The organism is Parabacteroides sp. CH2-D42-20 (assembly GCF_003670185.1).
GTDB lineage: Bacteria > Bacteroidota > Bacteroidia > Bacteroidales > Tannerellaceae > Parabacteroides > Parabacteroides distasonis.
This window is the reverse complement of sequence record NZ_RAYG01000010.1, coordinates 19,230-40,949: the sequence shown is the minus strand read 5'-3', so window position 1 is coordinate 40,949 and position 21,720 is coordinate 19,230. Positions and strand designations below refer to the sequence as shown.

At 46.3% G+C, this 21,720-nt stretch carries 15 protein-coding genes; 2 read left to right on the top strand and 13 right to left on the bottom strand.

Features of this window, described 5'->3' with window-relative positions:
• Position 1: 1 nt before the first annotated feature.
• The 5 genes from D7V92_RS07345 to D7V92_RS07325 form a co-directional block, all read right to left on the bottom strand.
• Complete coding sequence (locus tag D7V92_RS07345; protein ID WP_121772606.1) at positions 2 to 526, bottom strand: nucleoside 2-deoxyribosyltransferase domain-containing protein; 525 nt, start codon at positions 524 to 526, stop codon at positions 2 to 4.
• Positions 527 to 775: 249 nt separating this feature from the next.
• Positions 776 to 1,477 carry a 6-phosphogluconolactonase gene (pgl, locus tag D7V92_RS07340; RefSeq protein WP_057328371.1) on the bottom strand — a complete coding sequence of 234 codons (702 nt, stop codon included), beginning with the start codon at positions 1,475 to 1,477 and terminating at the stop codon, positions 776 to 778.
• 4 nt (positions 1,478 to 1,481) lie between these two features.
• Positions 1,482 to 2,948 carry a glucose-6-phosphate dehydrogenase gene (gene zwf, locus D7V92_RS07335; RefSeq protein ID WP_057328372.1) on the bottom strand — a complete coding sequence of 489 codons (1,467 nt, stop codon included), beginning with the start codon at positions 2,946 to 2,948 and terminating at the stop codon, positions 1,482 to 1,484.
• Positions 2,949 to 2,952: 4 nt separating this feature from the next.
• Entirely contained in the window at positions 2,953 to 4,413 is a 1,461-nt protein-coding gene (gnd, locus tag D7V92_RS07330) for a decarboxylating NADP(+)-dependent phosphogluconate dehydrogenase (protein ID WP_057328373.1), read from the bottom strand.
• 10 nt (positions 4,414 to 4,423) lie between these two features.
• Positions 4,424 to 5,803: an FAD-dependent oxidoreductase gene (locus tag D7V92_RS07325; protein ID WP_121772605.1), complete on the bottom strand. Its 1,380-nt coding sequence runs from the start codon at positions 5,801 to 5,803 to the stop codon at positions 4,424 to 4,426.
• A 378-nt stretch (positions 5,804 to 6,181) separates the two neighbouring features.
• Between D7V92_RS07325 and D7V92_RS07320 the strand changes: the two genes are divergently transcribed.
• Entirely contained in the window at positions 6,182 to 7,099 is a 918-nt protein-coding gene (locus D7V92_RS07320) for a DUF2156 domain-containing protein (RefSeq protein ID WP_121772604.1), read from the top strand.
• Positions 7,100 to 7,102: 3 nt separating this feature from the next.
• Positions 7,103 to 8,065, top strand: coding sequence for a GNAT family N-acetyltransferase (locus tag D7V92_RS07315; RefSeq protein WP_121772603.1), 963 nt, complete (start codon positions 7,103 to 7,105; stop codon positions 8,063 to 8,065).
• A 106-nt stretch (positions 8,066 to 8,171) separates the two neighbouring features.
• On the opposite strand, the gene D7V92_RS07310 is transcribed toward D7V92_RS07315, so the two are convergent.
• The 8 genes from D7V92_RS07310 to D7V92_RS07270 all read right to left on the bottom strand — a co-directional run bounded on the left by D7V92_RS07310 (position 8,172) and on the right by D7V92_RS07270 (position 21,702).
• On the bottom strand, positions 8,172 to 10,319 hold the full coding sequence (locus D7V92_RS07310) for an LruC domain-containing protein (protein WP_121772651.1): 2,148 nt from the start codon (positions 10,317 to 10,319) through the stop codon (positions 8,172 to 8,174).
• Positions 10,320 to 11,217: 898 nt separating this feature from the next.
• The gene (locus tag D7V92_RS07300; RefSeq protein ID WP_034531321.1) at positions 11,218 to 12,537 is read right to left on the bottom strand and encodes a sigma-54 dependent transcriptional regulator; all 1,320 of its coding nucleotides are present in this window, start codon (positions 12,535 to 12,537) and stop codon (positions 11,218 to 11,220) included.
• A gap of 50 nt (positions 12,538 to 12,587) precedes the next feature.
• Positions 12,588 to 13,760, bottom strand: coding sequence for a DUF418 domain-containing protein (locus D7V92_RS07295; RefSeq protein WP_121772601.1), 1,173 nt, complete (start codon positions 13,758 to 13,760; stop codon positions 12,588 to 12,590).
• 370 nt (positions 13,761 to 14,130) lie between these two features.
• Positions 14,131 to 16,617 (bottom strand): ATP-binding protein, encoded by a 2,487-nt coding sequence (locus tag D7V92_RS07290; protein WP_121772600.1) that lies wholly within the window; start codon positions 16,615 to 16,617, stop codon positions 14,131 to 14,133.
• Between the two features lie 17 nt (positions 16,618 to 16,634).
• Positions 16,635 to 18,353, bottom strand: a complete 1,719-nt coding sequence (locus tag D7V92_RS07285; protein ID WP_121772599.1) for a phosphoethanolamine transferase — start codon at positions 18,351 to 18,353, stop codon at positions 16,635 to 16,637.
• 135 nt (positions 18,354 to 18,488) lie between these two features.
• Positions 18,489 to 20,162 carry a sodium:alanine symporter family protein gene (locus D7V92_RS07280; protein ID WP_233572814.1) on the bottom strand — a complete coding sequence of 558 codons (1,674 nt, stop codon included), beginning with the start codon at positions 20,160 to 20,162 and terminating at the stop codon, positions 18,489 to 18,491.
• Positions 20,163 to 20,311: 149 nt separating this feature from the next.
• Entirely contained in the window at positions 20,312 to 20,653 is a 342-nt protein-coding gene (locus D7V92_RS07275) for a hypothetical protein (RefSeq protein ID WP_044544864.1), read from the bottom strand.
• Positions 20,654 to 20,703: 50 nt separating this feature from the next.
• Entirely contained in the window at positions 20,704 to 21,702 is a 999-nt protein-coding gene (locus D7V92_RS07270; protein WP_121772598.1) for a glycoside hydrolase family 130 protein, read from the bottom strand.
• Positions 21,703 to 21,720: the final 18 nt, after the last annotated feature.

Genomic DNA, 21,720 nt, shown 5'->3' with positions numbered 1-21,720 from the left:
ATTAGCGCATGGTTTTCAAAAAATCGTCCATATTCTGATACAATGGAACGCCATAGCGCGCACAAGTTAAGCGCACATTATCATACCGGTAAAAGCCGGGCTCGCAAATCACCCGCAACTTTCCGGAGCGCATAAACAGCCCCATCTCCAATAAAGTTATCGGGGATTTGCTGCTCGCCAGAATGTTCATGATAATCAGATCGGCTTTCTCCAGATGCTCCAGTTCCCAATTCACTTGATGCTCAAAATCGGACATCTCCCCGCTCAACCCTTTATCCCTACGAGGATTGAACAAGAGATACCGTCCCTCCGGAAGCGCTCGGAACCAGTCGCAGGTAGCCTTCTGCCAACCCACACTTTTCCCCATATCGATCGTGCCGGCCAAAAAGATTTTTTGGTATACTGCTTCATCCAAATCCTTATTTTCAGTATCGGGATACAAGACAACGACCTCAGATTGGGCAAACCCTCCCATCGGCACCAAAAACAAATATAATATACACAGTACAATATTTCTCGTATTCATGTCTCAAAGCTTACTTTTCAAGCAACAAACTTCGCAAAAAAACATGAATCCAACAAATACATTCACTTTAAATGTGGGCAACAGTCTTGTATATACTAATAGGATATCACGAGAAGTAGTACTTACTTGGACGGTGAAGTATATCTCCTAGGGTACTTGCAGTATATCTTCTCCAAGGAGAGGAGTATATGTACGTGTTTTTTCGAAAACACGTACATGTTTTTGGGAAGGGCTCGGCATGTCGCAAAATCATGGGTTCAGCCCATAAATCGTAGCTTGTACGGCATGCGATAAGATATAAGCGGCAGGCGTGTCGTTTGAAGGAGAATAACCCTTGGAGAGCCTCTGGATTACGGGTTCCTTGTTCGTGCCCAGTATCGGGACCAATAAGGGGGCGCCGTTCAAGATAAGCGGTCCCGTCATGGTGATCCGGTATTGACCGGTAGAAGGTTGCTGGGATACCGCATAGTTACGGCTATCCGACAATAGCTCCATGGTGGTAGGGAAAATGGATGCCGTATGGGAATCCTCACCTACGCCGAGGATGATGCAATCGAACGTAGGCATTTGATTGAACAACGGCAAGAATTCCTTTACGACCCATGAATAACGCATCGCCTCAGTACCCGGTTCGTTCTCGCCCTTGATCTGGTGGATATGATCCGCCGGGATACACAAAGGCTTAAAAAGCAAATGATTCGCATGACCGTAATTACTATCCGGACTCGTTGGAGGAACGCAACGCTCGTCCACCCAGAAGAAACGGATGTTATTCCAGTCAATCTTATCCTTATACTCATCTACCCAGAGGGAAAACATATGCTTCGCCGTCTCCCCTCCCGAGAGCGCTAGGTTAAACGGAGCGAAGTCTTTTCGGCGAATCATCGCCATCATGTCCTCCGTCATCGACCGAAGCGCCTCTTTCATCTCATTATATCTCTTTATTTCCATAAAATTATCTTCTTTGGCAGGCGCAGACTTTCTTTTCCGCACCTAAAATAACAGTTTCCTCCGGTCCGTCCTCGCCCGGCTCATAGAAGAATAAGTTCTTCGAACCCTCCTCTTTCCAATGGAGCAAGATCGGATCGATAAATTTCCAGCTAGCCTCCAAAGCGTCGCTACGAGCATACAAGGTAGAATCGCCCAGCATGGCATCCAGCAACAGACGCTCGTAAGCGTCAGGAAGATAGCTCTTCGAGAGGGAATCGTAGCGGAAGTCCATGCTGACTTGCTTCACCTCGAAACCGGCTCCCGGCATTTTCAGCCCGAACTTCAAGGATATACTCTCGTTCGGTTGGATACGGATGGTCAATTTATTGCAGGAACCTCCCGAACATTGACCGACAAACAGTTGATGGGGCGTAGACTTGAAGTGGATCACTACCTCCGATGACTTCTCCGGCAACTTCTTTCCCGTATAGAAATAGAAAGGCACACCGCTCCAGCGCCAGTTATCGATAAAGAACTTCATCGCCACATACGTCTCGGTATTCGAGTCGGGAACTACGTTCTTCTCTTCCCGATAACCGATATATTGTCCACGGACAACCATCTTATCCATATCCAACACCGTATACGGGCGTATGGAGCGGAATACTTTCACGATCTCGTCACGAATCGGTTCCGGCTCGAATATAGAGGGAGATTCCATGGCGATAAACGACATCAATTGCATTAAGTGATTCTGGATCATATCCCGCATCGCCCCGGCTCCATCATAATATTTCCCTCGATTCTCCACCCCCAAGGTCTCAGTAGCGCTGATCTCGATGGAATCGATATAATTATGATTCCACAATGGCTCGAAAATACCGTTCGAGAAACGCAATACCAAGATATTCTGCACGGTCTCTTTCCCCAGATAATGGTCGATACGATAAATCTCCTCCTCATGGAAGATATGTCGTAAATGATCATTCAACTGGCGGGCAGACTCCAAGCTGGTACCGAACGGCTTCTCTACGATGATCCGCCTGAAACCGTCCGGAGACTCGGTCTTGTTCAAACCACTCTCCAGCAAACATTGCGGGACGATCTCGTACATCACCGGCGGGGTAGCCAAGTAATAGATGATCTTATCCGGCAAGTCATGTTTCTCTTGCAAGAACTCGATGCGCTCACGCAATTTGTAGTATTCATCGGCGTTGGTGGAATCGAAGGCGAGGTAATAAACATTCTCCAAGAAGTCATCGATCAAGCCCTCGTCGTAGGTCTTTCCCTTCTGTGCCTCCAAGATATGCGTATGTTGCTCCGCACGGAACTCCTCATCGCCATAAGCGGTACGGGCGGCTCCCAAGATGCAGAAGCGGTCGGGTAGCAAGCCACGAACATATAACTCGAACAAAGAGGGAAGCAACTTGCGACTGGTAAGATCGCCCGACGCCCCGAATATAACTAATAATTGATTATCTGCTTTCTTCATGTCTTTATACGTTATAAGTTCCAGAAACCGTCTTTCCTCCCTCACCCGTCCAGTTGGTATGGAAAAACTTACCACGCTCCCAATCGACCCGCTCATAAGTATGAGCCCCGAAATAATCCCGCTGGGCCTGAATCAAGTTAGCGGCGGAATGCGGGGTAGACAGTCCATCGAAATAGCTCAACCCCGAGCTCATCGCCGGCAAAGCCACTCCATGCAAGGCACCCTCGGCTACCACTTGCCGCCAAGCCAACAAGGAAGACTCGATCTTTTGAATAAAGAACTCATCGAATAAGAGGTTCTCCAGATTCCGGTTCTTCTCATAAGCCTGCGTAATTTTCTCCAAAAAGACAGAGCGTATGATACATCCCTTCCGCCAAATCTTGGCGATCGTACCGTAATCCAACTGCCAATCATATCGCTTGGAGGCTTGGCACAACAAAGAGAATCCCTGTGCGTAGGAAACCAACTTGGCGGCATACAAAGCCTGCTTGATCTCTTTCTCCGAGATCAAAGTCTGCCCCAGCACGCCACTCTTCGGATAAAGCGAGGACGCTTTTTTCCGTTCTTCCTGCATGGAAGAAAGCATACGGGCATAAACAGCCTCGGTAATCAATGTCAGCGGATCATTCTCGTCCATAGCGGCGATAGCGCTCCATTTACCGGTACCCTTCTGGCCGGCGGCATCCAATATCTTATCTAGCAGGTAGCCCTCCCCCGCCTCGTCCTTGAAGCGGAGAATATCGGCCGTAATACCGATCAGGTAGCTATCCAGCTCTCCCGTGTTCCAATCCTCAAAGATACGAGCCAAGGCCTCATTGTCCAGATCCAGACGATTCTTCAATAAGGAATACGCCTCGGAAATCAACTGCATATCTCCATACTCGATACCATTGTGTACCATTTTCACGAAATGGCCGGCTCCACCCGGACCAATCCATTGGCAACAAGGCGTCCCGTCGTCCAACTTGGCGGCGATGCTTTGCAAGACATCCTTCACCAAAGGCCAAGCAGCAGGCGAACCACCCGGCATCACGGAAGGTCCGTACAAGGCACCGATCTCGCCTCCGGAGATTCCGGTACCTACGAAGTACATCCCATGCGCCTCCATCTCCTTCACCCGGCGTTCCGTATCATGGAAATCCGAGTTACCACCATCAATAATCACGTCGCCGGGTGATAAGTAAGGAATCAATTGAGCCATCAGCTCATCCACCGGGGCACCCGCTTTTACCATCAGCATAATCTTGCGAGGACGCTCGATAGACTCAACAAATTCCTGTATCGTATGGGTTCCTATAAAATTCTTTCCTTTTCCACGACCGCTCATGAAGCGGTCTACCACGCCTTCCTCTCCCGGCGCTGTACGATTATAAACGGATACGGCGAACCCCTTACTTTCCATATTCAACGCAAGGTTCTCGCCCATCACGGCCAAGCCGATTAATCCAATATTTGATGTTTTCATATTTATGTTTTTATTTTATTAATCCAAATAGATCATTTAAAGCCTCACTCATCGACGGATGGGTGAATATCGAATCCCGAAGGAATGTGTAATCTTGCCCGAGACGCATCGCCAAGCTAACCGTATTTATGACTTCGCTGGACTCGGCGCAGAATAAGGTACATCCTAGGATCTTCCCGGTATCCGCATCTACCACGGCTTTCAGTAAGCCATCCGTCTGCTCGATGGTACGGGTACGAGGCATGGCGGCGGCGGGCAGGCTGGCCACCTTTATATTTTTCTCCATCTTACGGGCTTGCGTCTCGTTCAACCCGACATGGGCCAACGGAGGATCGATGAATACGGAATAAGCCACTGCTTCCCGATCGTCCAAGCTCCGGAAACCATTACCAAACAGCTCTTCCCGGATAATACGGTAATCATCCAAAGACAGATAGGTGAATTGTAATCCGCCATGTACATCCCCGATCGCCCAGATATTAGGGATATTGGTACGCAACTTACTATCCACCTCGATAGCGCCACGATTAGTCGTCTGTATTCCGGCGGCCTGCAGATTTAGGCTTTCCGTATTCGGTTTACGGCCGGTAGCCAAAAGCACCGCCTCAGCATCCAGCCGCAAGGTATCTCCCGAGATAGCGTTACGGCAGATCACCGCAGCCCGCTCGGCATCCTGCTCGATCGTCTGCACGACCGTATTCAAATGAATGGCGATCCCTTTTTTCTCTAGCGTAGACTTCACCGAATCGGCGATGTCCCGGTCCTCACGAGGGATGAATACCTCCCCTGCCTCCAAGATCGTTACCTTCGACCCAAAACCGGCGAACATGGAAGCGAATTCCAGCCCGATATATCCGCCTCCGACAATAACCAGATGCCGTGGCAGTTTCTCCAGTTCCATAATGGAAGTACTTGTATATACGTAAGGATTATCCTCGATACCGCTTATCGTAGGAATAATCGTCGTGGCTCCGGTATTGATGAATATCTTCTCGCTTTCCAGCAAGAAAGAGTCCGTATCCGTTTTCACGACAATCTCATAAGGGGAACGAAAAGAAGCCTCTCCGGTATAGACCGTTACGGTCTCCCGATCATCCAGATTCTTGAAATTCTTCTCACGAAGCAAAGAGGTCAGTTTCTCCTTGGCGAGGATCGCCTGTTTAAACTCCTCCGCATATTGCTCGAAGGTAGAAGGTCTGCGATACCCTGTCACTTGAGCGTAATGTACAAGCGCTTTCGTCGGTATACAGCCGATATTGATACAAGTACCTCCGTACATACCCGTCGAACGCTCCACCACAGCTACATTCCATCCATGGTTGGCCAAATCCGCCGCCAAGGTTTTTCCACCTTTCCCAAAACCAATAATAATCGCATCGTACTTTTTCATCTCTGATTTATCTTCTTTTCGTTAGACATTAAAACAACATTCGTTTTAACCTAATTGTTGCGAATTTCATATTGCAAAAATAGCTCCAGCCCCTATTTTACAAAATGGCTGTTCAACCTATAAGTTTAGCCATTTTTCCCGAAACAAGAAAACAACGAACAATATGCTTCGCCTCCCCCTTCTCTACGCCCACCCAACGCACTCGTTAAGTCCACCGGAAAATATACATTTATGGACTATGTAAAGGTGGGATTGCCTTTACAAATCGTGATGGGAATCATTATGGTATTTATATTACCTTTATTATTCCCATTCTAAACATTCGCACACGCATTTTAGTTTTATATTTGCAGTTTGTAAAACAGTACAAGAAAATTTATGGATATACCGTTTAAACCGATTAGGTTAGAAGACAAAGAGATCATAACCTCATTTACATTTCCCAGCGATTATCGCAATTGTGATTTCTCATTCGCGAACATGTGCAGTTGGCGTTTCTTATATGACAGCGAATTCGCTATCGTGGATGGCTATTTATTAATCCGTTTCATGATCGAGGACAAGAGCCGTTTCGCCTATATGATGCCTGTCGGGAGTGGAGATCTAACGGGTGCCGTTCGCTTGTTGGAAGAGGATTCCTTAAAATATGGACATCCACTCTGTATGCTGGGTATCACCCCCGACGCCAAGGAGCAACTGGAAAGCGCACTTCCCGGAAGCTTTTTTTATATCCCAGAACGAGATTATTTCGATTACATTTATTTACGGGAGGATTTAGCGACCTTACGGGGTAAGAAATACCAATCCAAACGTAATCATATCAATAATTTCAAGAAACAATATTCGTACGAGTATGTCCCTATCACGCCGGATATCGTCCCCCAATGCCTGAAACTGGAATGTAAATGGTATAAGGCGAACAATGGAGATAATGACGAGGAAGAGCTTAATGACGAACGTCGCTCCCTTACCTATGCCTTACATTATTTTGACAGCCTAGGCCTGATCGGTGGCGCTCTCCGGGTTGATAACGAGATTATCGCTTTTTCTTTCGGGGCACCCATCAATCATAATACATTCGGGGTTCACGTGGAGAAAGCGGACGTGAATTTCGATGGTGCCTATACGGTGATTAACCAAGAGTTTGCTTCTCACCTTCCGGAACAGTATACATACGTGAACCGGGAGGAGGATCTCGGCATACCGGGGTTGCGCCAAGCGAAGCTTTCTTATCAGCCTACCATACTATTAGAGAAGAGTGCCGCAATAAAAAAGCAACTTACGCAAACTAAATAAATTATGGACAAGAAACAACAAATCGTAAACTTATGGCGTACCTGCTTCGGGGATTCTGAGGCATTTATCAGCCTTTATTTTGATCGTGTTTACAAGGACGAGAACGCAATGACCATCGAGAAGGACGGTAAAATAGTATCTGCCTTGCAGATAGTTCCTTATACGATGACTTATTTGGGTACCGAGATCTCGGTAGGCTATATCTCCGGGGCGTGCACAGCTCCGGAAGAAAGGGGGCAAGGGCTTATGCGACAACTCTTGCAAGAGACATTCGAGGAAATGGAACGGCGTGAGATCGCTATCTCCGCCTTGATCCCTGCCGATCCTTGGCTATTCGACTATTACCGGGAACAGGGTTATACCGAGGCATTCGATTATTCCGTGGAGACGTATATCCGCCCGAATACGCCGGTTCAACTCCCGAAGATAACGGTTATCCAACCGGAGGTACCGACAACCGACGAATTGTTCGCTTATTTCAACCGCAAATTACGTGAACGCCCTTCCTGTATCTTGCACTCGCAGGATGATTTCATCACGATACTCCGGGATCTGCAATTAGATAACGGAGGAATGTACACAGCCTTGGACGAGAACGAGAAGGTGGTTGGCATGGCTTTCGCGTTGCCTCTTGAGGCGGGTACAGCGCCGTCCGACAAAATGCTTTTTATCAAGGAACTTCTTTACGACTCGGAAGAGATCAAGGAATTACTATTGCAAGAGCTTACCCTGCAAAATAACATATCGCAAGCGACGGTCAATACCCCTCCCACCCCTCCGGGTACCTTACCTATGGGTATGGCCCGCATCATCGACACGAAGCGCATGATCCACCTCTGGCTATCCAAACAACACGAAAGCCCCGTCTCCAAAAAAGACTTGGAACAAATGGATAACCAAACGCTCACACGACAGCTGATGGATTATCAGGGGAGAATGGCTTATATGAGTTTGATGCTGGATTAATAGAAATGAAAAACGGATTGCTAAGGATAAAGTTCCCGCAATCCGTTTTTATTCTTAAATCTATTTACTGTTTACGACAAATAAAATTATCATTTAGATGCTATGATCACTTATCTTTAGCAGAATCTCCTTGGTAAAGAAGATCATTGACACCTAAAGTATACCAATCCAAAACATCTTTTCCTCCAGACTTGGCCCAATTCATAAATTGAGGATATGCATCCATAATAGAAATACCTTCTCTAGGATATGAATCAAAAGATGATTTAGGGATCATCAATCCCCACATCATATTATTAAATTCCTCTGTTGAATTATCAATATTCTCATTATACTTATATCGATAATATTCATCACTTGTTAAGGCCGTGGCTGCTTGTTCCGTCCCTAAAAAACCAGCTATATGGACCTCGTTCTTTTTATTCTTATTAGGATCACCCCAAACAATAAAAACGTTTAAGTTGTTAGCATTCACAACTCCGCTCATGCCATTCACATCTACTTCTATCAAGCTTTCACGTGCTTCACAAGTATTATTATATGTATTTATTATTTGACCTAAATCGCTATTCATGAACTCATGCGCCTCTTTTCCTTCCAATAAATTAATAACCTTGTCTGTTCCTTGGATCTTCGCAAAAGCATATAAAGATTTCGTTGCACCTACAGCCCTAACACTTGTTGATAAATATACAGTTTTTGCATTAATACCTTCACTGCTAGCCTCTGTCGTATTTATGATGCTGACAATCATAACCAAGTCATTCATATCATAGTCACCAAAATTAGGCCAATTGTCTTCAAATAAATAGACATAAGCTTCTGTCTTATCATATTCAGGTTTATACTCAGGCGTCTCGGATTCGTCTGTAAAAGGCTCATCTTTACTGTAATTGATATCACCAAAACAATCACCGGATATATTTACAGGGCATTTATTGCCAACCACTCTTAACGCACCATTCTTATTAGCTGAATAATTTACTTCACTTTGCGCATAAGTATATAAATCACTCCAGAAAAAGCCTGTTATCTGAACAGATGTATAATCCAATACACCATTCACCTTAAACAATTTGGCACTATTCCCATCTCCATATTGATTGGCATCCGCATCCTCTACAACTAAGGATACAGGACCTGTTTGAGCTGGATTCAACGCATCTGTCTCAAACAAGGAATGTTCCGCCATCGATATTTTCGTATCATAACCATATATAAAATTCCCGGAAATTACAGAAGAACCCCGATTTAAATATAATCCGGAAGCAGATCCATCAAAAGAGAAAGTACCAACCTTTACCAAACAATGATTATGAAGTTCACCTCCATTCAAATGCATTGAGTTTACAGTAATTTCCGAATTCGTATGATTATAAATTGAACTATGTGGCGAAGGTAGAGTTTCTATTCTATTAATATCTACTTTACCCATATTAACCAATTGAGAATTTCCATCAATTTTCAGAACAGCCTTAGAGCCAATTATCTGACCTCCATGAAAAACTACAATTTGACTGTTTTTTGTCAATGGTGAGGCTGAAGAAGCTAAATCCAAGGTAGCGCCGCTAAAAATATAAAGAGTGTAGTTCTCGTTATCAGGGAAAACGACATTGTTGACCTTTCCGCTCGTAATTTTATAACTCTTATTTTTATCAAGAGTCATACCACTCCGTAGCTCTATTACATCTTTCATCTCAGCTTTTTTATCCAACTTCTCAATTTCCTTCTCCGAAAGCGGGGTGAGCCAACGTGTTATTTCTTGATCACTAACCCCACTGTCACTACGCAAAAAAGATTTTGTAATAACTGGATCCGTATAATCCAATAATAAATCGCCTTCTTTCACCTTTAAGCTTACAACAGTACTATACCCTTGCGCATCCGTTTTCTTAATATAAATATATTCTTGAGTCTTAGGTAAAGCCAAATCAACAATAAATGGATTCCTTGAGTTTGTTTTACCTCCAACATAGAAAACAGAATTAGGATCAGTGATAGGGTCCGAACCAAATACTTCTATCGTATAATAACGTTTCCCCTCATATTCATCCAAGACTTTAACAGTCAATTTATGGCTAGCCTTTGTTGAATAATCAAAATCATTCGGAATACCATTTGTACTCTCGTCCGGTCCCGGCTTTGGATCGGGATCCGGCTTCGGCTCGTACACGTCCGCTGTACATGCGGTCATCAGCACCGCAAACAGGAACAGTGCCATAAACTTTACTTTCGTAAAAATACATCTCTTCATATGCTTAAACATTAAATATTACCCTATAACACCGTTTTGAAAAAAGAAGTTGTATATTTTAATCAACTTATTGAACATTGTTGACAACAAAGGTAGGTTTTATTATAATGCGAAGTTCTTAAACACACAAATACTATTACATCAATTAACTATAATTAATAATAATCTAAAGAAAATATCCTTGATAAATAGGACATATTTATTTTACATCATGTTAAAAAAGAATAACAAAAGACTATTCACCCTACTCCAACCATTCAATCAGCTTATCAGCCAAAGCTCCTGTTCCCGGCAAGGGCAGTTGGTGTCGATGTGGAGAAGGCCCCTAATGATCTTCTCTTGGCAATAACATACCATCTGGCAATTTGACAAAATGAAAACTAAAGTCTCGGAGAATCGATTTTTTCGGGCAAAGGTACGGCTCGTTTCCAAGTACGAGAAGAAAAAGCAGCATTTGTCTCGTTGACAGACGAATACAGAAAAACAGCCTCTCGCTCCAGCGAAATCAATTCATCGTATCTCATATTTTGAGGCAAGAAAAGGGAAAAAGCGATGTTACAATAGGGGTATAACACGGTAAGAATGCCCATTCATGAGTACTCATAACCCTATGCACGGCCGCTCATAATGCCTAATGCGAGTATCGGCATTGGGCAATACGACCTATCGCAACAGGTTTCGCCACCTATCGTGTACAAAATCGGCCCCTTTTTCAAGAAAAAGCGTGTTTATTACCACGCCTATCTCATTATCTTGTCACTTTCGCACGAAGGGTATGTCAACATATTCGTATAATATGAAGCAAATAGTCAGAATAAGCTTCTATTTCGCAACAGACCCATCATACAAGCCAGAGGCTTCCAATAGGCCTTAAGCACTCACATAAAACACGGGATTTTCAATCCAACTGATAAATCTTCAACTTATTGTAAAGCGTCTTCCGGTCGATGCCCAATAACTGGGCCGCACGGGTCTTATTATTGCCGCACTCTTGGAGGGCCTTACGGATAAGGTCACGTTCATGCTCCACGTTCTTAAGCTGGATGTTGGGGTGCGAAGAGAGGTTCTCCGTCAGTTCCTCCGGGAGTTCCTTGCGGGTGATGTATCGACCGGTCGCCAATAAGGTAGCGTACTTGATAACGTTCTTCATCTGCCGCAGGTTACCCGGCCAAGAATAGGATTGGAACAATTGCATGGTATCGTTGTCGAAACCGATGATATCTTTCTGGAGCTCGCTATTCGCCAGATCGAGAAAATGATTGGCGAACAAGAGCAAATCCTCTTTTCGCTCTTTCAAGTCCGGGATACGGATCGTGAACTCATTGATACGATGGTACAGGTCCTCACGGAAATCTCCTTTCTCGATCGCCTGCCGCAAGTTCTCGTTCGTCGCGGATATCAAGCGCACGTTGATAGCGATCTCCTGATTGCTCCCGATCGGCTTTACCTTGCGCTCCTGTAGGGCACGCAATAGCTGAACCTGTACCTCATACGTCAGGTTCCCGATCTCATCCAAAAATATCGTACCGCCTTGAGCCGCCACAAACGCCCCGGTCTTGTTCTCGATCGCCCCCGTAAAAGAACCTTTCACGTGGCCGAAGAACTCGGAAGCCGCCAATTCCTTGGGGATAGCGCCGCAATCCACGGCGACAAACGGAGCCTTGCTACGATTACTTTGCTCGTGGATCCGACGGGCGATATACTCCTTACCGGTACCGCTAGCGCCGGTCACCAATACCGACATATCCGTCGGAGCCACCAAACGCACATGCTCATAAAGCTGGCGGGCCGCTTGGCTCTGCCCCTCGATATAAAGATCCGGGGCCGAAGAAACCGGGACTCTCGCCGGAGCCTTCTCCTCCACGTACACAAGTTCCTTGATCTTTCCCAGCAACTCATCCGGGTTCAGCGGCTTGGCAATATAATCCGCCGCCCCCAGCTTCATCGCCTGAACCGCCGTTTGTATCTCCGCATAACTGGTCATCATGATAAGGGGTAAGGAAGGATGGGTATTCTTCAGCCATTTCAATAAGTCGATCCCGTCACTATCCGGCAGGCGTAAATCCGATATAACCAAATCGAACGCTTCCTCCCCCAGCCTCCGTTTAGCATCGGAAACAGAGGACGAGGATCTTACGACAAACCCTTTCTTACCCAGCCATGTGGTAAGCATCAAGGAAAAAGTTATATCATCTTCAACGATTAGAATCGACAACATACCCACTCAGATTATTTATAGTAACCACAAAGGTAAATAAATAAAACGAATCAAGAAAACATCCACGTAGCTTTACGCCATACTCCCTCGAAAGGACCTTGTTTATGATGGGCTAACCACCAGTGGCAAAAACCTAGCTGGAGAATGAAAAGAAGGATTCCTACGGCGAAGCTGGCGGTCGTCCCCAGATCGTCATACAGGGATAAACCGTATCCGAAATAGATGAAAGAGCCTACCATCGATTGCGTGAGGTAATTCGTCAAGCTCATTTTCCCGTAAGGCACAAGCCCGTGAAGCACCTTATGCGGCGCCTTCCACTGCCACAAGAAGATAAAGGAGGATACCAATACGCACATGAACGAGAAATTACGCAAGGAAGACACGATCGTGCTCATCGGGCGAAGCTCTTCGGTACGCTCCAGCAAACCGGGTAGGGAAAGGGACAGATAATAGAGGGGAATGAAACAAACTACCCCGATAACAAAGGTCCTTGTCCAAAACGTCCGGTGCTTCTCCGGATCGACAAACAATCCCTTGCGTCCCAACAACATGCCCAGCATAAAGAGAGCCGATGTCTGGAAGAAACGTCCATAGCTCCAAGCCCAGAGAAGGCTATACAGCTGCCCGTCCCACAGATTGGACTTGACCATTTCCCAAAAGCTGGTACCTTCCATATACGGATAGATCCGCATACAGTGCACCAGCCATTGTTCCTTGGATGCCACATATTCCTGATGCATCAAGGCATACATGAATTTACCCCATTCCATAGGCTGTAGCATCAAAAACACGGCGATCGCCAATACCACCTTATTACTCAACTTGCAAACCGGTATCAACACAATACCCAAGATCGAATAAAGCACCAAGATCTCCCCCGGGAAGAACGATGCGTTGAAGCAACCGATAAAGAATAGGAGCACCAACCGCCAGAAAAAACGAAGCCGGAAGTCCTTCCCTTTCCTCGCTTGGTTATCAAACTGGATAAAGAAGCTAAAACCGAACAGCAGGGCGAAAATAGCGTACGCCTTCCCGGAAAAGAGGAAGAACAAGGTATCCCATACCCCTTTATCCAAGGCTTTCATAAAATCGGTAGTAGCCTCCGGAAAATTATACAAGTTAAAATGCTCGATATTATGCAATAGGATAATAGCCATAACGGCAAATCCTCGTAATGCGTCGACCACCTCGATACGAGGTCGGGATTGTAGTGCGTGTTCCATGATATGATTCAGTAGATTTTATTATTTCGTGGCAAAAGTAACGAAACTAAATAGAAAAAGCATCCTCGAAAGGATGCCTTTTTCTTTTGCAGACTTAAATTGAATACTCAGGACTTAATCTTTCGCCATGAATAAATTCATGACTTTTGTTTTTAACGGTTTAAATGTAGAAACGCCCACTTGCGATTTCATTAAATAGATAGCGAATATCATGCCAAAGCCAGCGAAACGCACGATAATGAATATCTAACTACTTATCCTTTAACAAGTAATAGATAAATTTTGTTTCTATAAAGTGGAATTTTATTTCAAAAGCATGGGGAAAGGCATTCCACGGATGGGTATTTATTCCACACCGGATTCCACAAGATTACCCGATGGCGGACTCCGCATCCTTCACGATAGCAAGCGCTTGCTCGATTACCTCGCCCAGCAGGTGGTACCAGCCGGAATCGGTCAGTTCCTCATCATTCTTCTCCAAGATCCGCAGGTGTTGTACCAATGAATTGGCCCCCAGCATCGTGAACAGGGGAATCAACTTATGAGATATCCGGGAGGCTTCCTCCCGGTCTTTTCCCTCTAACGCATCCCGAAGTAAGTCGATGCTCTTGCGGGTTTCCTCCGAGAAGGTTTTCAGTATAGAGGCTGAGGCCTCCGGATCCTCTCCGGCAAAAGCGGTCAACGAAGAGAAATTCAACTCGCTCTTTGCCTCCAGATGAAGTGTCAGCAACTCATTCAGCAAGGAGATTAATTGGGCGGCGGTAAACGGCTTGTTCAAGAAACCCGTGAAACCAGCCTCCAGATAATGCTCGTGCTCCTTGGCGATACTGGCAGATAGGGCGATCACCGGGATCTCATCCGTTCCGGGGATACCGGACGTACGTATCCGCTCCAGTAAATGATAGCCATCCAGCGTCGGCATCTGTATATCGGTGATAATGGCGTTGAATACGGTGTTCCGCAATAGCTCGAGGACGTTATGCGGATTCGTACAACCTACCACCTGCACGTGACTCTGCTTCAAGAGTTCCTCCGTCAAGGCCAGTTGTAGAGGATCGTCATCAACCAGAAGGCAATAGACATCTTGCCCCCTAAACAAGGGTAAAGCCTCGGCCCCACCGGCATCCGGAGCCTCCGCCGTTACGTCCGGCAAAGATTGGTTATCAGCCAAGGGAAGAGGTAGCAAGATCGTGAAATCACTGCCTTTCCCCGGGGTACTATCCAAAGCAAGCGTACCGTTCATCAAGGACAGAAGCTTACGGGTGATGGAGAGGCCCAGACCGAAACCTTCCGCCTCTTCCGTATCGGCAAGGCGAGTAAACTCCCCGAATACCCGCTCTTGTTCCTCTTTCGGGATGCCCGGACCGGAATCGCTGACGGTAATTGATAATTGATAATTGATAATTGAAAGTTTTTGGAGGGAGACGAGGAGAACGACTCGCCCCGCTTCCGTGAACTTGATAGCGTTGGATAAGAGGTTTCCTACGACCTGCCGGATACGGATCGGGTCGCCCATATAGACTTGCCCGGTCTCCTCCGGTTTCAGGTTCAAGACAAACCGCAAGCCTTTCGCCTCCGCTATCGGCCGGAAGCTGGTATAGATCTCGTCGAACAAGGCCGGGACACGGAAGGGAACGCTATGCACCTCCATCTCGCCGGACTCCAACCGCTGGAAATCCAACAGGTCGTTCACCAAGGAAAGGATATGATCCGAGGAACCTTTCATGTTCTCCAGATAATATCGCTGACGCTCGTCCGGATGGCGGCGCAGCAAAAGCTCGATATATCCGATGATGGAAGAGAGCGGAGCCCGTATATCGTGGCTGATCGTCAACATCAGCTTCTCACGGCTTCGCAATAAGCTCTCGGCGACCTGTTTCGCCTTTTCCAGTTGCATACGGTAATATTTACTTCGTGAGATATCCCGTGAGATAAAGAAGAGGAACAGAAAGGCGATTACCACGGAGACGATCGCGATTCCGGCGATCAAATGGGAGGTCTCCCTTAATAGTACCTGCTTCTTATAGACCCTTTCCAGCGACGCCTCCATCTCCTCCTCCTCGATATTACGGAGCATCTGGTTGATCTCCCGGGTAATCACGCTATTGTTATACCGTAAGTTAGAAGCCCTTTCCAACAACTGATCCATCAGTTGTTGCCGTTGCCAAGCCACACTGTCTTGGATGCTTTTCAGCACGCTGACAATCGTATCGGTCGGATTATAAGCGTTCACCAACGTATCGGTAACGATCTCCCGGGTCGTGTTCACCACGATGCTGGTATCTTCCTTGCCGGGAGAGAACACGTCGGCCAAACGCTTGAAGAATCCCCGCTTCTTACGGGGAACTACCACCGTATCTTGCTTGACCTCTACCCGCTCTTGTACCTGCACCTCGTTTACGATCGTATCCCGGACGGCAATTATTTTCTCAATATTCTCCGTATAAAGACGCTCCGTGTTCGCTTCCTGCCAAGTCTCAAGCAAACGACGGGTATTCCATCGCTTACGCTCCAGCAGTATGTCGATCGTATCTATTTTCAGGAGTTGCATGGAGTCCGTCACCAAGGTCCTCAACGAATCCATGTTATTATGGGCCTTATTCAACGTACGATTGAAGTGGCGGAACTCGTTCTGGGGCATGCCTACCAACTGCCCCAACGCCTCGCTTTCATAGAGCAAGGAGAGCGTATTGGTGACCAAGTACACCTTCCGGCGTGCCTGATGATCCGGCTCGTCCTCCTCGGCCACTTTCTCTACTATATTATAAATGTAAGCGACCGAGCAGACCGCAATGGTAATCAGCAAAATATAGCCTAATATCACCTTGCTAGTAATATGTCCGCTTTGTTCTTTCATATACGGTTGAGATCAGTCTAATTCCTATCATAAGCGATATCCCATTTATCCATCATCTCAAAATCCTGCTTTTTTAAGCCGACTTTCCAAAATGGGATCGGGTCGTCATGGTCTCCCAGATACATACGGTCACGTACCTTGAAGGCACGATTCGTTAAGGCAAACGTGGAATCGGCCACCGGAGTCCGCACACCGGCTATATCAAGCATCGTATGGAATACGCTGTTCGTGCTAACCGGATAAGTCTCGTGTGCCTGCGCTTCCAGATATTTCTGGGGATATGACTCCCGGTAAGCCTTCGAGAACCAGATCACATACGGGATATGCAACTGGTAATAGGTCGGTATCGGAGAAGCATGCAGATAACGGGCTCTGGAATCATCGAAGATATCCTCTCCATGATCGCTTAAGTAAAGCATGGATGCCGGAGCATTTGTCTTCGCCAACATATCCACGATTTCCCCCAGCACGTAATCTGTATAGTGGATGGAATTATCATAAGCGTTCCGTAACTCCTTTTTATACGAGGCACGAATTCCCTCCGCCTTATCCGGCCTATAGAAACGGAACTCCTTCGGATAACGTTCATGGTAATTAAAATGCGAGCCATAAGTATGCAGTACTACGAAAAGATTACCGTCCTCTTTATCCAGTTCCTTCTTTAGATAAGGCAGGATCGCCGCATCGTGCAAGGAGGTTAGCGTAGAACCCGTATTAAATGCGCTCATATCGATAAAGGTATCTGCCTCCCGGTAAAAAGCGCCGATCATCGAGGTCGTTAGTTTCTGGTTGGCGATCACGAGCGTACGGAAACCAGACTCTTTGAAAGCGGTTACGATACTTTTCTCGTCGTAAAGGACTCCATAATTCTCGGCGCTGGCAGCGGACAGGATAATGGGGACACTTTTATGCGTATTATTCGATTGCGTCACCACATCCGTGAAATGCACCAATCCGTCTAAAGCCTCCATACGGGGAGTCGTCTTGCGCTCGTATCCGTAAAGGCTCCATTCCATAGCACGGGAGGTCTCTCCCACTACCAAGACGTAGATCTCCCGTTTTCCCTCAGCTTGTTCCGGCTTAGTGGCGTCGAACTTAAAGTCGGCGGAAGTAATATGATACTTACGGTTCCTCTCCGCCTTATTTATGGCGAAATATAAATTGTATAGGGCGTTAGCCGGATACACATCGTCCTTCCATGAGAACCGGTGATCTTGCAAAGGAGACAGGAAGCAAAGGATCAAGCCCATGACAAACATGCCTAGGCTGATCTTGGCCCATTTCTTCCGGAAAGAATTTCGCAATTTCTCTTTCTGCCGTATCGAACGATAAGCGAGCACCAGCGTAGGCAATGTATAGAAAAAGAATACGCAACCGATCACCAGAATGATATTCCCCAATAATTCGCTAGCCTCGGAAGCGTTCGAGCTGGTAAGGTTCAAATACATATCAACCGCTATCACGGACTGCCCGAAAAGGTAAAGAAGCACCAACTGCCCTCCGTCTAATATAACCTTCGGCAACAGGCACCAAACCACGATCCCCGGTTTACGGGCCACTAACAAAACACCCATCCAAAAGGCCAAAGGTATCAGCAACGAGGCGATACCGACCGTAACGGGAAGCGGTTCCGTAAAAAAGAACACACAGTTTGGGATGATAAATAACAGGGCAAATAAGAAATATAAATGCTCCTGTGAGGATATCCAGCGTATTAACTTTGTAAAATACTTCATTCAATAAAACTTTGCCAACTCTCAATCATTACTCTTCTCAACGAATACCCAGAACCTAAAATTCCGGCAATTAGCAAAGATAGGTGTTATTAAACACATACAAAGCGTATTATACACAAAAAATGTTATTGACATTCATAACTTCTCTTTCATCCGTCGCCAATACTTATTGACAGAGTTTTTCACTTCCTTATGTAACAGCAAGATACCAATCAAGTTCGGGAGCGTCATCAAAGCCACGGTGATACCGGATAATGTCCAAACAATAGTAGTATCCGTGAACGAGGCCAAGAAAAATCCGACAATATAGATTACGTGGTAGACACGGACATATTTCGTTCCCCAAAGGTAGGTCACCGCCCGATCACCGTAGTAAGACCATGCTATCGTTGTAGAAAACGCAAACAACAACAGGGAAAACGGAATAATAAACTGCCCCCAATCCCCTAAAAAACCTTTCTTAAACGCCTCCGTAGACAAGGGGGCGGAATGAAGCAGCGACTTACCGGTTAAATACACCGCACGCTCTTTATTCATAGGCAACTCGATACGTCCGTCACGTACTGGGAGCGTACCGCTAAACAACGACTTCCCTTCCTTGACCCGCACGCTATCCGCAAAGGAGCGTGCGTGTAGTAACGTTATATCCGTATTTAGGATCTGTCCGTTCCGGACCTCCAAGGAGCCTGTATAAAAAGGCAGGGGCTTATTCCCTAGTACATGCTCCGACACTGCGGATTTACCGTCCGGGTCCAATTCATGATAAGCACCGGACAAGACTACCGTATCCGCCTGCTGAAACTTATTCTCAAACTTTTTCAGCCAAGTACCGGATGACAATAGAACCAAGCCGGTTATCGAACAAATCACGATCGTATCGATGAACGGCTCCAATAAAGCGACCATACCCTCGGATACCGGCTCTTCCGTCTTGGCTGCCGCATGAGCGATCGGAGCGGAACCTTGCCCCGCCTCATTCGAGAATAATCCACGGTTCACACCTCGGTTAAAAGCCCAGACAACCGTCGCTCCCAAGAAACCACCCGTAGCCGCCGTACCGGAAAAGATATTCGAGAAAACAGAGATAAACGAAGGTAGGATATGTTGGTAATTATAGGCCAATATGCTGAAGGCACCGAGTAGATAGACGACCGCCATAAAAGGCACCAACTTCTCGGTAACCTGCGCTATACGCTTGATTCCCCCGATCACGATCAATCCCAGCAAGACCGATAAAACCGCCCCTGTAATATATTGCTGAATACCGAATGCCGAAAACATAGCGTTCGAGATGCTATTTACCTGTGGCAGACTACCCGTACCGAAAGAGGAGAAAATAGTAGCGACCGCAAAAAGTCCTGCCAACCAACGCATATGCAAACGATGCTTCATATAATACATCGGACCGCCGGAAATCGTACCATCTTCCGTCTGCTCACGATACTTATGGGAAAGGGTGACCTCTACCATCTTGGTAGTCATACCCAAGAACGCCGTCATCAACATCCAAAACAAGGCAGAAGGACCACCTAGATGTATGGCCAGAGCGACACCGGCGATATTACCGGTCCCCACCGTACCCGAAAGAGCAGTTGCCAACGCTTGGAAATGGGAGGTATCTCCTATGTCTTGCTTATTGTCGTACTTCCCCCGCACGACCTTGATCGCATGCCCGAAAAAGCGCAATTGCGGAAACCGAAGATAGACCGTAAAGAACAATCCGGTTCCCAGTAATAGAAAAACAAACCATTGTGATCCTCCAAAATGAGCGTCAATAAGGGATAGTAAGTTATTCAACTCTTGCATCATCTGCCTACATTTTTAAATAATGATGCCGCAAGTTAAGAATAATAAAACAAAAAGCAACCTTACAAGCTTTTGTTTTTCATTTTAGACTTACAAGATTGCTTTTTCACAATCAAAAAGATACTATCACACAATAAAATTATATTTATCTCCTATATTTTCTGGAGGATAGCGATAAACTCATCATTCGTAATGTCTAGCTCCGGCTCTTTGTAATTGACATAATCCTCAAAATAGTCGCTGGCGATATCGGCTACGATCTCCCCTCCGTCCAAGCCATACGAGGAAACTAGTTTCTCCACCCGGTTACGTATCTGGCGAATCACCTGTAAACGATCCTCATAACGATCTGGCTTCTCCTGATCAGTGACGTGCTCATTCCGGGCGATCAAGTAAACTACCGTATAAAATTTCTCCATGCTCCCGAAAACAGGGACAAACAAGGCTTTCTTCTCCTCGGGCAGATCTGCCAAAAACTGTTGTATCTTTGTCATAACTCTTACTCTTTTACCTAACAAAAAGTATATTGTTCTTCTCGAGTCTGTTAAATGATAGAATTCTTCTTCGTAAAGTCCAAAATCTCATCAATATAGCCAAAAGCCAATCCTGTTACCGTATCCGCGCAGCCGTAATAGATAGCGATACGTTTCGTCTCCGGATCATGCAAGGCGGCACAGGGAAAGACTACGTTCGGAACGTCTCCCATGCACTCGTAATCCTTTTGCGGGGATAACAAATAAGGTCCGGAGCGGAATTTCACTTTCCAAGGTTGCTCCAAATCCAAGATAGCGGAACCGAAGCTATACACATACCCGTTGCAAGAACGAAGCACGCCGTGGTAAATCAATAACCAGCCCTCGGAAGTCTCGATAGGGATAGGGCCCGCACCGATCTTCGTACACTGCCAAGCGCTATCCTCGAACGCAGCCGGAGACATCACGTGGCGATGTTTACCCCAGAAACACATATCCGGAGACTCGCTATAGAATATATCGCCGAACGGAGTATGACCGTTGTCGCTCGGACGGCTTAACATGGCGAAGTTTCCGTTAATCTTACGAGGGAACATCACGCCATTACGGTTGAAAGGCAGATAAGCGTTCTCCAGCTGATGGAAGGTCTCGAAATCGAACGTGTAAGCCACGCCGATCGTCGGGCCATGATAACCGTTACACCAAGTCACATAATAACGATCCTCGATAAAACATACACGGGGGTCGTAGGCGTAAACAAACTCGCCGATCTCCTTGTCGTCGCACTCAAACTCGAGTTTTGTCTCGGAGATACTCCAATGAATGGCATCTGCGCTAAAACCTACGTGCAAACGCATCCGGCGATTCGTATCGTCGCAACGGAACACACCGGCATAACCACCTTTGAAAGGGACAACAGCACTGTTGAACACGCTGTTCGATGTCGGAAGGATATCACGAGGAATCACCGGGTTCTTCGAATATCTCCACAATACTTCTTTGCTACCCTCGGGACGATCTTCCCAAGGCATATCAGGCAGCAGAGCGCCTACGATTTTCAAATTATCCATAACTAATCCTATTAAAAT

What these genes read in the sequence shown, in the direction of transcription:
- D7V92_RS07320 (WP_121772604.1), top strand. Translation starts at nt 6,182, where the DNA reads ATGGATATACCGTTTAAACCGATTAGGTTAGAAGACAAAGAGATCATA.
- D7V92_RS07315 (WP_121772603.1), top strand. Translation starts at nt 7,103, where the DNA reads ATGGACAAGAAACAACAAATCGTAAACTTATGGCGTACCTGCTTCGGG.
- D7V92_RS07295 (WP_121772601.1), bottom strand. Translation starts at nt 13,760, where the DNA reads ATGGAACACGCACTACAATCCCGACCTCGTATCGAGGTGGTCGACGCA.
- D7V92_RS07345 (WP_121772606.1), bottom strand. Translation starts at nt 526, where the DNA reads ATGAATACGAGAAATATTGTACTGTGTATATTATATTTGTTTTTGGTG.
- gnd (WP_057328373.1), bottom strand. Translation starts at nt 4,413, where the DNA reads ATGAAAACATCAAATATTGGATTAATCGGCTTGGCCGTGATGGGCGAG.
- zwf (WP_057328372.1), bottom strand. Translation starts at nt 2,948, where the DNA reads ATGAAGAAAGCAGATAATCAATTATTAGTTATATTCGGGGCGTCGGGC.
- D7V92_RS07270 (WP_121772598.1), bottom strand. Translation starts at nt 21,702, where the DNA reads ATGGATAATTTGAAAATCGTAGGCGCTCTGCTGCCTGATATGCCTTGG.
- D7V92_RS07285 (WP_121772599.1), bottom strand. Translation starts at nt 18,353, where the DNA reads ATGAAGTATTTTACAAAGTTAATACGCTGGATATCCTCACAGGAGCAT.
- D7V92_RS07275 (WP_044544864.1), bottom strand. Translation starts at nt 20,653, where the DNA reads ATGACAAAGATACAACAGTTTTTGGCAGATCTGCCCGAGGAGAAGAAA.
- D7V92_RS07290 (WP_121772600.1), bottom strand. Translation starts at nt 16,617, where the DNA reads ATGAAAGAACAAAGCGGACATATTACTAGCAAGGTGATATTAGGCTAT.
- D7V92_RS07300 (WP_034531321.1), bottom strand. Translation starts at nt 12,537, where the DNA reads ATGTTGTCGATTCTAATCGTTGAAGATGATATAACTTTTTCCTTGATG.
- D7V92_RS07325 (WP_121772605.1), bottom strand. Translation starts at nt 5,803, where the DNA reads ATGAAAAAGTACGATGCGATTATTATTGGTTTTGGGAAAGGTGGAAAA.
- D7V92_RS07310 (WP_121772651.1), bottom strand. Translation starts at nt 10,319, where the DNA reads ATGAAGAGATGTATTTTTACGAAAGTAAAGTTTATGGCACTGTTCCTG.
- D7V92_RS07280 (WP_233572814.1), bottom strand. Translation starts at nt 20,162, where the DNA reads ATGATGCAAGAGTTGAATAACTTACTATCCCTTATTGACGCTCATTTT.
- pgl (WP_057328371.1), bottom strand. Translation starts at nt 1,477, where the DNA reads ATGGAAATAAAGAGATATAATGAGATGAAAGAGGCGCTTCGGTCGATG.